We start from the raw sequence: 11,566 nt of genomic DNA, 5'->3' as shown, positions 1-11,566 counted from the left end.
CACAATCGGAATTCAGCAGATTGAAAGTGCAACTCGAAGAAGCTTTAGGCGAAAAGTTTCATCCAGAAAGAAAGCACAAACAAGATAGCAAGAAACAGACAGAGGAGAAGTATCTTAAAAATACATTTATTACCTATGCCTATGCCAAGCTAGGTTTTCAGAAAATAAGATTACGGAAAATACACCGGGACGGTGTGTTGGAAATTTCTCCGGTCTCGACAGCATGGGATCAAAGAGACGCTACATTTTACGTGAAATAAGTCAGGTGTGAAGGGATTGCCCATCTGTAGCGCAGCTATGAGTTTACCTGCAGCATCACATAGAAATGAAGGCAGCTGATCGTAATGATCAACTGCCTTTTTTTCATTAATATCTCGCTGCGCATGGGCAGCATGGGGATGAAGCGAGGGCCATGCAACGAGCTTTATGTACTGATCGTAGGTTCAACCACGGTTATGGTCTTAAGAATGGAATCGAGATTAACCAAGGCGCCAATCGGCAGAGCTGCTTTATACAAACCATGACCCGTGGCAAGATTTGTGATCAACGGCTTGCCGAGCGGCACAATGAACTCGTTGATGACATCCTCGTAGGATTTGCCGTAAGCAGCCTGGCAGCCTGTACATTCCCCCGTAATAATGCCGATGCAGTCACGGAATTTCCCAGCGAGTTTCAAATCGTTCAAGTACCTGTAGACGGTATTGGTCGGTTCATGCGTTTCTTCAAGAACGATTATTTTGCCCCGTGTATCGATTTCGAAAGGCGTTCCAAGCGTATCTACAAACGAGGTTAAATTACCGCCCACAAGCGGCCCCGTAACGTTGCCCGGAACTCGGCTGATCAGAGGCATCTCGGGGGGGGTTCTGGATGGGCCGTGTTAATGAATACAGGGACGTCGCGGCAAAAAACTGGTCGTAATTGTAGGAGGGCGTCTCGGGTTTGAAGTCGATAAGCAAGAGGCTGTGAAACGTAATTAAATCCACGAATTGATGCAATGCGTTTAATAGTACCGTTATATCACTGTAGCCCGTCAAGATTTTCGGATGGTTCCGGATCACATGATAATCAAGGTATGGAAGGATTCCGGCTACTCCGGTGCCGCCTCTTGTGGGCAGTATCATTTTCACCTGATCGTCTTGAAACATCATCATTAAATCGGATGCCCGCTGTTCGTCTGTTCCGGCCAGAAACCCGTTTTGGGCATATACATATTGGCCCAATACGACATTGAACTCCATGGCTCGTAAATACTCGATCCGTGCATTGATGATGTTGGCATCGAGCGGGCTGCCCAAGGTAACGATTCCAACGGTATCGCCTCTCTGCAATATGGGCGGACGTATCGGCATATTCCTGCCTCCTTCCTTGAGTCCCAGGGGCCATCGTATTCCCGTATTGCTTAATTATATTGGGTACGTTGGTTTCACAGTACTCAATGAAGGGGAAATGTCGATTCATCGTCAGTCGGATCTAATCACTGCCCGACATAAGCTTTCATGCTTTCTTTCATCGTTGTTAACGGGCGTCCCAATAAATTCTCCAGATCGCCAGAAGTTGAAGCCGTATCGATTTTTCTTAAAAAGCTGAATATCCAATGCTGTAACTCGTTGGTGGGACATAGGGATATCGCTCTGCCCGTTAGTTCTGAAAGAGTGGAGGCTACATCGCTGAAGGTCCAAACGTCAGGCGCCACAAGCTCATACGTTTTATTAAGATGGCCCTCACCGGATAATGCTGCCGCGATGGACGGCTCCCAGATCGGAGCGCGTAACCGCATTGAATTTCCACGACCCCGGATGGATACGAAGATTTCCTGTCAGAATGGACGCATTCACATCGAGTGCTTCGATAAAGTCCATATATAGGCCATTGCGAAGAAAAGTATACGGAATTCCGGTTGTGCGAATGGCATGTTCCGTTGCCAAATGCAAATGGGTCAGTGAAATGTCGCTATGTTCGGGAAAGGCAAAGCTGGTATAGAATATATGGCCAACGTTCGCTTTTTTTGCAGCTTCTATCACATGGGCATGCTGCCGCATACGAACGGTATCATCGGGATGGGGACTAGAGATGAACAACAGCCGCGAAGCACCCACGAAGGCCTTCTCCAGGGAGGCGGGCTCGTCGTAGTTGCAGAAACGAACAGTTATTCCTTGGTCCTCCCATGATTTTCCGGATTCCATACGCCGAACGCAAGCAACGATTTGATCAGGTGAAACATGGTGAAGAAGCTCTTGGATTATGAGGCTGCCGAGCCGGCCATTGGCTCCTGTAATTACGATTGACATTGCCATCATCCTTTTTGATTTTAGTTAAGTGCTTAACCAAATGGGCGTGAAAAACCGTCACGCCTCCTTTAATTTACGCAGAAGGGCCAGTAGCTGCTTTAATTCTTCGTCATTCAGCACGTTCATCTTAGCTGAAACTTGCTGCCTGTTCGCAGGCAGGTTGTGGATTAATAAATGCTGACCTTCATTTGTAATGCTGATAACCGATTTTCGACCGTCCCGGGGATGGTTATCCCGCCGAATCAAGCCTTCATTTTCCAAGGGGGTGAGCAGCAGGCTGATATTGGGTTTGGTTACTCCGATTTGTTGTGCCAGCTTGGAGGGAAGCATGGTTCCTCCCTCTTTCATAAGTTCAACTAATATACGTATTCTGGCTCCGTTCAGCCCTTGTGCCTTCCAGTAGCTTTCGGATACGTCGACCAGCTTTGCCGTTGTTTCCACCAACGTGAAGAAAGCAAGGGTCGGCAGCGGCAAATCCAGCACGTATTGTTGCAGGTCGTCATTCAACGAGATCACATCCCCTATTTAGTTAAGTGCTTAACTATAAATAATATAATTCTAAATGGGTCAACTGTCAATTACCTGCTTCCTATACGCTCCGGGAGTCATTCCCGTCAACGTTTTGAAATTTCGATGAAAGTGAGTCAGGGTGTCGTACCCGCAGATTTCAGCGATTTGTCCGATAGATTTCTCGTGGTGTAGCAGGAGCTCTTTAGCACGGGCGATTCGTTTGGCATTGATGTAACCCGTAACATGCAAACCGGTATATTTCTTGAACATACGGGAAAAATGGGCCGGGTCTACCGATGCATGGGCCGACAGAGTGGCTAGTCCTATGGGTTGATCCAGATGTTCATGAATCCATTGGATGGAATTCCTCAACCAGGAGGGGCCGATCTGTGAGTGGGCCGGCTGTTCTGCGGACAAGGTACTGATGTAGCGATTGATATGCAGCAGTAAGGAGCGCAGCAAGAGCACAAGCGCCTCGCGGAAACCCAACTGAGCAAGTCGGGTCTCTTCCGAGATCCTTTTTAGCATACCCTCGATATATTGTTGATTCGACTTGGGTAATTCATGACGATAAGATCCTGATTTTTGAGCAACGTCGAAGCAAGAAAGGATTGCATATTGCAGATCGCTTCCATTCGCACCTAAGACGAGCGAAGGCGCAAAGAATAAAGCACTCGAAATAATCGGATCATCCGGGTCAGGGAAAGAGCTGTGAATCGTGTTTCCGGGGATGATGAAAAGGTCGCCTGCTTTTTTCTCCATCAGCTTGTTTTCAATAAAAAAAGTGCCCTTTCCCTGGTACACATATACCAATTCGTAAAGATCATGCAAATGATGAGGCAGCTCCACTTCGGGGCTTTTTGTAGTCCGATAAACCAATTCCATCGGAAACAGGGGGTCCCCTTTAAATGGTTTGCGCAGGGGAGTCATGATCATCGCTCCTTACCTTCTAATAGAAACACAATATCAAAATAAGTTATAAAATTGCAATTCCACGCTATATTTGTACACAGACTTTGATCATACAATGAAAATAGCAAACATTACATCAAAAAGGCAGGGATGTTCATGAGAGTGGATGCCCATCAGCATTATTGGCTGATAGAACGAGGAGATTATGGATGGATCAAGCCGGATATTCCAGAGCTTTATCGAAACTTCCTGCCTTCTGATCTGAAGCCGCATTTGGATTTGCACCGGTTTGACGGCAGTATAACCGTCCAGGCGGCACCGACCATGGAAGAGACGGACTATCTATTGTCGCTCGCGGATCACGATTCTTCCATTCTCGGAGTGGTAGGATGGATCGATCTCTTCGATCCCGAACACCGGCAGCATTACGAGCGATTTCGGAAACATCCGAAATTTATCGGCTTTCGTATTATGATCCAGGATATGCCTGATGCCCAGGTGATCCTGGAGCCGTCATACATCGAAGCATTAAGTGGATATGCCAAGGAGGAGGTTCCAATTGATTTTCTTGTTCTGAGTCACCAGTTGGAACCGCTGCTGAAGCTAATCCAACATGTTCCCAGCATCCGCGGAGTTGTCGATCATCTGGGCAAACCGCCGATCCGGAGCGGACGGATCGAGCCTTGGGAGAGCCTCCTGAAGCAAATTGCCGGTTTTCCGAGTATCTACTGCAAGCTCTCCGGCATGGTAACCGAGGCGGAGCATCGCCGATGGAGTCAGGAGGATTTTAATAAGTATGTACATAAAGTGACAGCGATGTTCGGTCCTGAGCGGGTCATGTTCGGCAGCGATTGGCCCGTATGCCTGCTTTCGGCTGAATATGGCCAAGTGGTTGACGTATTGGCCGAAGCTCTGCCGAAATCATGGGGAGAGGCGGAATATGCCCGATTGTTCGGCCTGAATGCCAAGGCGTTTTACAAGCTTAAGGATGTTCGTGGTGACGGTCTGGAAGAATAGCTGGGATACTGCCGGGCAGCTCATGAATCGATATATCTATGAATAGGGAGGGTGTTTTCATCATGAAATATCGTAAGTTAGGTCGTACCGGGCTCGATGTTTCCGTATTAAGCTTCGGAGCTTCTTCGCTAGGCTCCGTCTTTCGGGAAACGGACGACCGCGAGGGAATCCGAACCGTGCACGCAGCCGTTGATGCGGGCATCAATTTGATCGATGTATCCCCCTATTACGGCTTGACGAAGGCGGAAAGCGTGCTGGGCGAAGCAATCCAACAATTACCCCGGGACAAGTTTATCCTGTCCACGAAAGCAGGCCGGTATGGCGAGCATGATTTTGATTTCACGTCCAAGCGGATTATCGACAGTGCCGAAGAGAGCTTGAAACGACTTAAAACCGATTACGTGGATATTCTTTTTCTGCATGATATAGAGTTCGTTCCCGCATCCGTTATTATCGAGGAGGCTCTTCCTGCACTCCAGCATCTAAAAGAGAAGGGGACAATCCGGTTTGGCGGGATTTGCGGTCTGCCGCTGCAGCTGTTCGAGAAACTGCTGCCCCAAGTGCAAGTGGACGTCATCATTTCTTATTGCCATTATTCTTTGAACGATCAGACACTTACCGGTTTGCTGCCGCTGCTTAACGACAAAGAAGTTGGCCTTATTAATGCATCTCCCTTATCCATGGGATTGCTTGGTCCCAGAGGAGCGCCGTCCTGGCACCCGGCTTCAACGGAGATCAAGGAAGCCTGCAGACGTGCGTCCGAATATTGCGCCAAAGCCGGAGTGGATATTGCGAAACTAGCTGTGCAGTTCTCAACCTCGAATGAACAGATACCGACAACGCTGGTCAGTACGGCTAACCCTGACAATATAAAGCGTAATGCTGCTTGGAGTGAAGAGTCGCTGGATCCTGTTGTCTTAGCCGAAGTGTTGAACATATTGGAGCCCGTACAAGGGCGGACTTGGACAAGCGGCCGTCCGGAATACAATGAAGGCATCCACTGATCAAGAGAAGGAGGCAGTTAGAAGTGAAGGGAATTGTGTGTAATCGGATTGGGGAATTTCAATACCGGGAGGACTTGCCTGAGCCACAATTACTCGACGGAGAAGCCATCATCCGCATCAAGCGAATCGGAATTTGCGGTACGGATCTACATGCCTTCCGCGGTAATCAGCCTTTTTTCACGTACCCGCGAATTCTCGGTCATGAGTTATCCGGTGTGATTGAAAAGGTCGGAGTTAACGATGAGGGATTGAAGGTCGGGGACACCGTCTGTGTCATTCCTTATATACACTGCGGAGAATGCTGGTCTTGCCTGAGAGGCAAAACAAACTGTTGTCGATCCATGAAAGTGATTGGCGTGCATCTCGACGGCGGCATGCGCGAGCGCATCTCCGTTCCGATTTCCCATTTGATGCGGACCGAAGGGCTGTCTTTGGATCAGGCGGCCTTGATAGAGCCGTTAGCCATTGGAACTCATGGCGTTAAGCGGGCGAATGTAACCAGCAAGGATACGGTTTTGGTGATCGGAGCCGGTCCAATTGGACTTGGGATCATGGTTTGTGCCAAAGCGATGGGAGCAACCCTTATCGCCATGGATACAAACGTCGATCGACTGGCCTTTTGCAAAGACTGGGCGAAGGTAGATCATACGATTCAGGTTGGAGAGGAACTATCCGATCTTTCGGCGCTAACAGGAGGAGAATTTCCCTCCATCGTTTTGGACGCAACAGGAAACCAGGAATCCATGACCAACGCTTTTCATATGGTTGCCCACGGGGGGACCTTGGTGTATGTCGGCTTGATTCAAGGAGAAATCTCATTTCGGGATTCTGAATTTCATAAACGGGAATTGACGCTGATGGGCAGCCGTAACGCAACCAAGGATGATTTCAATGAGGTGATGAAGCGGATCTCGGACGGCGGGCTGGATGTAGAACCGTACATAACTCATCGGTGCAGATTTGAAGAATTGATCCGTGAATTTCAGGGCTGGATGCATCCTTCCGCCAAGGTGATCAAAGCGATGGTGGAGCTTTGAACCATCCTTACTCAACGTATTAGCCTGGTTCAGAAGAAGTATATGAGCTTAATTCATTCCACACCGGTTCTTCCATTTACGGATGAGAAAATGTTATATTTTTCGATCATTTTACAGGTCATGACGATGGTTATGCAGAATGAGTTAAAGAAGGAGTCATGTTCATTCCCTCGGTAGGAGAAAAAAAGGAGGTGAAGCAGATGGATGTGAACAAGGACCCAAAGGAATCTGCTTCTGCAGCTGATGAAGATCAGCATCAAGAAAAAGAACGGCGTCCTGTGTCGACCAGCAGCGGGCTTCTGGAATCGGCGGTCGACAAGTTTGCAAGAGAAGGCGGCTTTGACGATTTGCCGTTGAAGGGAAAGCCAATCAAGATCGAAGACGGGGATGTATTAACCGGTATCATGAAAAACGCGAATTACCAGCCGGCATGGATTGAGCTGAGAAAAGAAATCGCCGCCGACATCAAGCGGCTCCTGGGTCGTCCGGAGCCAAATGCAATCCCGGAGGCTGAGCTGGAGGCCATCAACCAAAAAATTATGAAGTACAACCGGATGGTTCCGAATCCGCAGCTGCAAAAAGGACTCCTGTCCGGAATGAATTTGCAGGCAGCCTACGACAAATGGGAGTAAAATTGCAAATAGAGACCTTGAAGCAATCAGCTTCAAGGTCTCTTCTGAATATAGACAATAGGGTTCATTCACCCCGATTCAATTCCGCCTACCTGCCGCTTACTCTCTTTGGCTCCGCCAAGCGTCCAACTGCTTCTGCACCTCTTGTCGTACTTCGTCCATGCCTGCTTGCTTCAGCTCCTCGTTAAACTTGGGGAGGATGGTATCGACATCGACGGAGCCTGTCATGAGGCTTGGATAATATTTTTGCCAGACCATCTCGATGTTAGCGGTTTGGGCGGTCAGGCTGGATAGATCCGGCGTGAATCCAAGAACAGTGGAGTTGACGACGCCGTCGTTGTATTTACGGAATTGGTCCCATTTGTCGAGGGGTTCCGGGTTATCGCCGCCCATGGTTTTCAGAATAAACCAATTCCCCTGCGTGTACTGCACTCCTGAATAGCTGCTTGCCGGCGTATCCGGGACGGCGTCGTCATTGCTGTTCTTATCCGTAATCAGAACTACTTGGCCCTGTTCATCCAGCGTGTAGTGCACGCCTTCGATCCCGTAATTGAACAAGTTGCGTATTTCCGGGTCCGTATTCAGCAAATTCAGGAATTTTATGCACTCCACGGGATGTTTGGTGTTGGCATTAACGGCCATGATGCCTCCACGGACGGCTTCCGTAGTCACGGTGTTAGGGGTTACGGGATGGGCTACAAGTTTGTAGCCGCGATCCTTGCTCCAAGTTGTCTCCGAGAGCGGTCCGCCGCCCGAGGACTTCCAGAACACCTTGGCCCCTCGCTTAAGCGCTCCAGGCTCTCGCAGCGCGGCATCCTTGTTAATGAAGCCCTCCTTGTAATAACGCCGCAACGTATCCAGCACCTGCCGCGCTTCCTTGGTTTCGAAGATATTCACCACCTGGGCGGCAGGGTTCAGCGATTGCACCATCAAGGGCAATTTATGGTTCAGAATATATTCGTATCCATGGAGCGCGAAGAAATTCTGTGAATCCCGGTCCAATTCCATAGGGATGTATGCCGGCTCTTCCTGGCGAATCATTCGTAGCAAGGGTTCAAGGGATTCCAGCGTATTGTATTGGGTAATGTCGATATTGTGCTTGTTCACGATGGAAGCGGGGTACATCCAATGATCACGCACGGCTAATTCCTTATTGGTGGGCACGCCGTAAATGCTGCCATCGTTCATACGCACCCCTTGCCAAAAGGTTGGGTCGATGGCATCGTACATGTCCTTACCAATGCCGGTAAGGTAATCATCAAGCTTCAGCCAGGCGCCGCGCATCGCAGTTGTTGCATAATCGGGGGCAAAAGCGATATCAAACGGACTCCCGGCGGATATCAGCGTGTTCAGCCGATCCTCGTATTCTAGCCAGCTTACCTTGACATAGGTGATCGTTACGCCGATTTTGCGAGCCATGATTTCATTGATTTTGTCGTTTACGAGCTGGAGATCCTTGTCCGGCTCTCCGATCGTATAATAGATCAGGTTAACCGTGTCGCCATCGTAGGCCTCGTCGTTATGTCCGGGCTGCGGGAAACAGCCGGTTGTATACGATGTGAGCAGCATTATTAGAACAATATGCATGAACCATCTTCGGGGTCTGGCATGCTTCAACATCGATCTCCTCCTTTCTCGCAGCGTGTTGTTATCCTTTTCCCCGCAGTTCAGAAGGAGATTTACCGAAAAAGTTGTGAAATTGCGTATAGAAATAATTGAGATTGTTGTAGCCCACCGAAAGCGCGATGCAGGAAATTTTCTCATCGGTTCCTTGAATTCGTTCTTGAGCAAGAAGCATTCGGTAAGCCATAAGATATTCTGAGAACTTCATAGCGGTTTCTTTGAGAAACAATTGTCCAAGGTAGGTGCTGTTCATCTGAAAACGCTCCGCCACGGATTTTAAGGTGATGTTCTGAGCATACTCTGTCTTGATCATCAGCAGAATGCGGTTGACCAGCTTCGATAAGCTGTCATAACTTACACCTAATACCGGATCCCTGTTCAAGCTCTCGCTATTTATATCACCAATCGAACCGTTCAGATCCTCCACTATAATCTTCTCGATCACTTGCTGCAGTTTGGTGCGTTCCACAGGTTTGAGCAGATAGTCTTTGACACCGCAGCGAATGGCTTCCAGAGCATACTTGAATTCGCTATAACCGCTCATGATAATAAATTTAGTAGGGAGCTGAAATTCGTTGAGTCTGCGAATCGCCTCATATCCAAGCTCCTTGCCGATGCAGACATCAAATATGGCGATGTCCGGCATCAGGTCCACTGCTTTGGACATGGCTTCGTTGATGGATTCGCAGGTTTCGATCCGGCCGAAGCCGTATTGCTTCCAATCCAGAATTCGCTTCATCCCCTCCAAAATCTGAGGTTCGTCATCCACAATCATCAGTTTGTACATGTGCAATCACCTCTTTTGAAATCCGCACGGAAATCTTGACTCCGGCTTCCTCATTATTCTCAATCTCTATCGAAAAGCCGTTCCCATAGAAGAAGTGAAGGCGTGTGTATACGTTGCGCAGCCCGATGCTGCCGGAAGACGGATCATCGTGGTTAGACAGCGTGCTTCGGACGTTTTCCAAGCGCTCTGGCGAAATCCCGCTCCCGTTGTCCACAAATTCCAGCACGTAACACGCTTCGGACTCAAAACCATTAACTACATACAGATTAAACTCATGATGGGTATTGAAGCCGTGAATGAAAAAATTCTCAGCCAAAGGCTGCATCCAGAATTTCACGGTAGGGAGCAAGAGCAGCGGCGGCTCCACATTGATTTGGTAATAAAAACGTCCCGGGTATTTAAACTCCATAATCTCCAAGTACTTCTGCAGCAATTCCAGCTCGCTTGCAATCGAAATGACAGTTTCCTTCTTCACCATCTCCCGATAGAGCGTCCCTAACGTAGCAATGGCGTCCGCGGTGTCCCTGTCCTGGTTGACAAGGGCCGTGGAGCGGATAACCTCTAACGTATTGTATAAAAAATGAGGGTTGATTTGATGTTGAAGCGCTTTCATTTCAGTTTCCTGCTGTTTGATTTTCAGCAGATATTCATTGCGGATATGCTTATTCAGCTGCTGAATCATATCGTCCAATTCCCGGGCGATCATGCCGTATTCATTGCGACGGTAGCGGGCAGGCCCGCTTGGCGTAAAATTGGCCATCTTCACACGTCCTATCGATTGAATGATGCGGCGGAGGAAGAGGGCATCATCCCGCATATTGTATGCAATGAGAAGAAGCACGCTAATCATGGCTGCCAATACAATCAGAAAAACGGTGACCAGCATGCCGGCATGCTGACGAATCAGCATGGATAAATCGATGAGGGTGATGAATTTGAAATTAAATTTGGTGGATGGGAAGGAGGCAAATAGGATATGCTTCATGAACCCTTTCGAAATAAAACCATGACTGCGTCCATCCGCCTCAGCCAGACGGGATAGCTCCTCCAGGTCCTGGTCCTGTCCATTGCCGATGAGATAGGTATCGCCAGAAGCACTAACGGCAGCAGCATTGCCGAATCGAAAATTTCGTATGGATTTAAAAACCTGATCACTGCTGATCAGGAAGCGCATTTCCCCGAACTCCGGAGCGCCGAGCGCCGGATCCGACAATTTCTTGCGATATACGAAGCCCTTCATAATGGTATCGCGAAAGGCCTCATCTGCATTCGGCAGCCCGAAGCTGAAGCTTGCCGTTCCGTTTTCGTTAAAACGTACGACATTGCCATACCGGGCGGTGTGCAGACTAATCTGCGTAATTTCGCCTTGCGCCCAGCTGTACAGGTAGGTCTTAACGTCCTCCGGAAAGGAAACCAGCGGCTGTGAGAATTGGCTGTTGACCAGCCTGTTGGTTAAGTAGCCTTCCGCACTGCTGCTTAAAAAGCTGCGAGCGTCGTTCATCAGACCGGGATTGGAGTATATCCGCTGCATGTAGGCTTCGATTCGGTCGGCATCATACTGCAGCTCGTTCTCAACGCGCGCGAAGGCATTGGCCGCCTCGATGCGGGCATTGCCAATCCATTGATTCAGCAGCATGGCACTGGTCAGCGTGCCGAGGGTGAGTCCGATGGCCACGACGAAGATACAATAGGCAATAAACTTGTGACGATAAATTTTGATTTGTAAAAAAGAGCCCATACGACACCTCGATTGCAG

Annotated in this window: 12 protein-coding genes and 1 pseudogene; 5 read left to right on the top strand and 8 right to left on the bottom strand. The window is 48.9% G+C overall.

Features of this window, described 5'->3' with window-relative positions; translation table 11 throughout:
• The first annotated feature begins 26 nt into the window (after nucleotides 1-26).
• Complete coding sequence (locus PVOR_RS23450; RefSeq protein ID WP_160164031.1) at nucleotides 27-260, top strand: hypothetical protein; 234 nt, start codon at nucleotides 27-29, stop codon at nucleotides 258-260.
• A 164-nt stretch (nucleotides 261-424) separates the two neighbouring features.
• Here PVOR_RS23450 and PVOR_RS23445 read toward each other — a convergent pair.
• The 5 genes and pseudogenes from PVOR_RS23445 to PVOR_RS23430 form a co-directional block, all read right to left on the bottom strand.
• Nucleotides 425-1,349, bottom strand: a pseudogene (locus PVOR_RS23445) (S66 peptidase family protein).
• A gap of 125 nt (nucleotides 1,350-1,474) precedes the next feature.
• Complete coding sequence (locus tag PVOR_RS32885) at nucleotides 1,475-1,777, bottom strand: hypothetical protein (protein WP_327196583.1); 303 nt, start codon at nucleotides 1,775-1,777, stop codon at nucleotides 1,475-1,477.
• Nucleotides 1,722-2,288, bottom strand: a complete 567-nt coding sequence (locus PVOR_RS23440) for an NmrA family NAD(P)-binding protein (protein WP_006212008.1) — start codon at nucleotides 2,286-2,288, stop codon at nucleotides 1,722-1,724. The genes PVOR_RS32885 and PVOR_RS23440 overlap by 56 nt, the downstream gene beginning before the upstream one ends.
• A gap of 57 nt (nucleotides 2,289-2,345) precedes the next feature.
• Nucleotides 2,346-2,795 (bottom strand): MarR family winged helix-turn-helix transcriptional regulator, encoded by a 450-nt coding sequence (locus tag PVOR_RS23435; protein ID WP_006212007.1) that lies wholly within the window; start codon nucleotides 2,793-2,795, stop codon nucleotides 2,346-2,348.
• 60 nt (nucleotides 2,796-2,855) lie between these two features.
• Entirely contained in the window at nucleotides 2,856-3,728 is an 873-nt protein-coding gene (locus tag PVOR_RS23430; RefSeq protein ID WP_040680940.1) for an AraC family transcriptional regulator, read from the bottom strand.
• A gap of 138 nt (nucleotides 3,729-3,866) precedes the next feature.
• On the opposite strand from PVOR_RS23430, the gene PVOR_RS23425 reads away from it, so the two are divergent.
• The 4 genes from PVOR_RS23425 (at nucleotide 3,867) to PVOR_RS23410 (ending at nucleotide 7,400) form a co-directional block, all read left to right on the top strand.
• A complete protein-coding gene (locus PVOR_RS23425; protein ID WP_200860845.1) occupies nucleotides 3,867-4,727 on the top strand; it encodes an amidohydrolase family protein in 861 nt (286 codons plus the stop codon).
• Between the two features lie 62 nt (nucleotides 4,728-4,789).
• On the top strand, nucleotides 4,790-5,731 hold the full coding sequence (locus PVOR_RS23420) for an aldo/keto reductase (RefSeq protein WP_006212004.1): 942 nt from the start codon (nucleotides 4,790-4,792) through the stop codon (nucleotides 5,729-5,731).
• Between the two features lie 23 nt (nucleotides 5,732-5,754).
• Complete coding sequence (locus tag PVOR_RS23415) at nucleotides 5,755-6,768, top strand: zinc-binding alcohol dehydrogenase family protein (RefSeq protein WP_006212003.1); 1,014 nt, start codon at nucleotides 5,755-5,757, stop codon at nucleotides 6,766-6,768.
• 200 nt (nucleotides 6,769-6,968) lie between these two features.
• The gene (locus tag PVOR_RS23410) at nucleotides 6,969-7,400 is read left to right on the top strand and encodes a J-domain-containing protein (protein ID WP_040680919.1); all 432 of its coding nucleotides are present in this window, start codon (nucleotides 6,969-6,971) and stop codon (nucleotides 7,398-7,400) included.
• A 99-nt stretch (nucleotides 7,401-7,499) separates the two neighbouring features.
• Here PVOR_RS23410 and PVOR_RS23405 read toward each other — a convergent pair whose 3' ends face one another.
• Genes PVOR_RS23405 through PVOR_RS23395 form a run of 3 tightly spaced genes read right to left on the bottom strand, consistent with a single transcriptional unit; the run spans nucleotide 7,500 to nucleotide 11,548 of the window.
• On the bottom strand, nucleotides 7,500-9,020 hold the full coding sequence (locus PVOR_RS23405) for an ABC transporter substrate-binding protein (RefSeq protein WP_006212001.1): 1,521 nt from the start codon (nucleotides 9,018-9,020) through the stop codon (nucleotides 7,500-7,502).
• 28 nt (nucleotides 9,021-9,048) lie between these two features.
• Nucleotides 9,049-9,810 (bottom strand): response regulator transcription factor, encoded by a 762-nt coding sequence (locus tag PVOR_RS23400; protein WP_006212000.1) that lies wholly within the window; start codon nucleotides 9,808-9,810, stop codon nucleotides 9,049-9,051.
• A complete protein-coding gene (locus PVOR_RS23395) occupies nucleotides 9,785-11,548 on the bottom strand; it encodes a sensor histidine kinase (RefSeq protein WP_006211999.1) in 1,764 nt (587 codons plus the stop codon). The genes PVOR_RS23400 and PVOR_RS23395 overlap by 26 nt, the downstream gene beginning before the upstream one ends.
• Nucleotides 11,549-11,566 lie beyond the last annotated feature (18 nt).

The organism is Paenibacillus vortex V453 (genome assembly GCF_000193415.1).
Classification (GTDB): domain Bacteria; phylum Bacillota; class Bacilli; order Paenibacillales; family Paenibacillaceae; genus Paenibacillus_AQ; species Paenibacillus_AQ glucanolyticus.
Note: the sequence above shows the minus strand (reverse complement) of the source record. Positions and strands in the feature narration are given on the sequence as shown.

Coding starts and splice junctions, on each gene's coding strand:
- PVOR_RS32885 (WP_327196583.1), bottom strand. CDS start 1,777: ATGCGGTTACGCGCTCCGATCTGGGAGCCGTCCATCGCGGCAGCATTA.
- PVOR_RS23440 (WP_006212008.1), bottom strand. CDS start 2,288: ATGTCAATCGTAATTACAGGAGCCAATGGCCGGCTCGGCAGCCTCATA.
- PVOR_RS23430 (WP_040680940.1), bottom strand. CDS start 3,728: ATGACTCCCCTGCGCAAACCATTTAAAGGGGACCCCCTGTTTCCGATG.
- PVOR_RS23425 (WP_200860845.1), top strand. CDS start 3,867: ATGAGAGTGGATGCCCATCAGCATTATTGGCTGATAGAACGAGGAGAT.
- PVOR_RS23420 (WP_006212004.1), top strand. CDS start 4,790: ATGAAATATCGTAAGTTAGGTCGTACCGGGCTCGATGTTTCCGTATTA.
- PVOR_RS23410 (WP_040680919.1), top strand. CDS start 6,969: ATGGATGTGAACAAGGACCCAAAGGAATCTGCTTCTGCAGCTGATGAA.
- PVOR_RS23405 (WP_006212001.1), bottom strand. CDS start 9,020: ATGTTGAAGCATGCCAGACCCCGAAGATGGTTCATGCATATTGTTCTA.
- PVOR_RS23400 (WP_006212000.1), bottom strand. CDS start 9,810: ATGTACAAACTGATGATTGTGGATGACGAACCTCAGATTTTGGAGGGG.
- PVOR_RS23395 (WP_006211999.1), bottom strand. CDS start 11,548: ATGGGCTCTTTTTTACAAATCAAAATTTATCGTCACAAGTTTATTGCC.